This is a genomic window from Moorena sp. SIO3B2 (genome assembly GCF_010692525.1).
Lineage (GTDB): Bacteria > Cyanobacteriota > Cyanobacteriia > Cyanobacteriales > Coleofasciculaceae > Moorena > Moorena producens.
This window is the reverse complement of the sequence record NZ_JAAHHE010000870.1, coordinates 1-1,427: the sequence shown is the minus strand read 5'-3', so window position 1 is coordinate 1,427 and position 1,427 is coordinate 1. Positions and strand designations below refer to the sequence as shown.

Sequence of the window (1,427 nt, the reverse complement as noted above, 5' to 3'; positions counted from 1 at the left end):
GCCTGCCAAACCCTGCGAATCCCAATCACACCAAACTTGAGAGCAGCACTAAGTTTCGAGGTACCATCCACCCCTGGGAAATTACGTTGTTCGTGATAATCCCCAATAGTGCGATCGCAAAATTCCTGCAGAATCTCTTGGGCTACCTTTTCCCCTGGTGGCACTAACAGTTCATTGTCCCAGACATACCCCAAATCTATAGCACTAGGTAAATCAGTCACCCCTCCTGCCAAGGCATGGTCTTGTTCTATTTCCGTCAAGGATTCAACCCTACTCAAAGTTGCTACAGGTTGTGCCTTAGATTGACCTTGCCAATTTTTCCAGAAAGGAGTGTAGACAGTATAGGGATTGCCAGACTTAGTGAAAATTTCTCCTGGTGCGTGTAATAACTGATCCCAATAGTTATAGACAGCAATACCCTTTTCCTTCAACCCTGCTGCTACAGCTTGATCCCGTTCCTTAGAATAAGGTTCCACATCCCAATTCCAACAAACAGCTTTAGCCTCCAGAGCAGCAGCTAAATTAGGAATTCCTTGCCTAGGGTCTTGATGTAATATTAATAGTTGACTACCAGCTTGCCTGTAACTTTGCTGCAATTGTTGTAAGCAGCCAATCATATAAGTTACTCTTGCTGGGGCAATATCATCCCGCTCTAGAATAGTAGGGTCAAGGCAGAAAACACCAACAAGCTTGGGACTTAGCTCAAAAGCAGCAGCTAGTCCCACATTGTCAGAAATCCGTAAATCACGACGATGCCAGAATAGAATCAGGTTAGTCATTCAAGAACGGGCGAGCCATAAAAAAGCTGGAAATAGATTTAGCATCCACTGGCTCACCGTCCAAGATAGCTTGTTCTAACTCTTTCGGTGTCATTAAAACCACTTCTATATCCTCATCATCATCTTGCTTAGGAGGGGCTTCCAATTTCTCCAAATCCTCCGCCAGAAACGCATAAATATACTCATCAGAATAGCCAGGAGCAAGGGGAAATTTACCCAAAGATTTCCAGCTATGAGCGCGATAGCCAGTTTCTTCTTCTATCTCCCGTTTAATAGTTTCAGCTGGGTTTTCATGGGATTCTACCGTACCAGCAGGGAATTCCAAAAGACGCCCACTAACAGCAAAGCGATATTGCCGTACTAGTACCAGTTTACCATCAGGTGTTACCGGTACCGCCAAGGAACCACCAGGGTGACGGATACATTCCCATTGCCCTTCTGATTGATTAGGAAGACGTAGAGAATTCACCTCAAAGCTAAATCGTCTTCCTTGGAAAAATAGGTGTTTTTTCAGGAGTTCTGGGGGTTCTTGACCAGGTAGCATAAGAAGTATGAAAGATTAAGGATTAAGCATTCAGCGGTCAGCGGTCAGCGGTCAGCGGTCAGCGGTCAGCCAAAGGCTGATAGCTGATAAGGGTCAGCGGTCAG

General features: G+C 45.3%; 2 protein-coding genes. Both read right to left on the bottom strand.

What is annotated here, in order from left to right:
- Positions 1–779 (bottom strand): deoxyribodipyrimidine photo-lyase (locus F6K38_RS44745; RefSeq protein ID WP_287360752.1); only part of this gene is annotated, 779 nt, incomplete at its 3' end.
- Complete coding sequence (locus F6K38_RS44740; RefSeq protein WP_287360750.1) at positions 772–1,323, bottom strand: NUDIX hydrolase; 552 nt, start codon at positions 1,321–1,323, stop codon at positions 772–774. The genes F6K38_RS44745 and F6K38_RS44740, both read right to left, overlap by 8 nt.
- Between the last annotated feature and the right edge of the window lie 104 nt (positions 1,324–1,427).

Coding starts and splice junctions, on each gene's coding strand:
- F6K38_RS44740 (WP_287360750.1), bottom strand. CDS start 1,323: ATGCTACCTGGTCAAGAACCCCCAGAACTCCTGAAAAAACACCTATTT.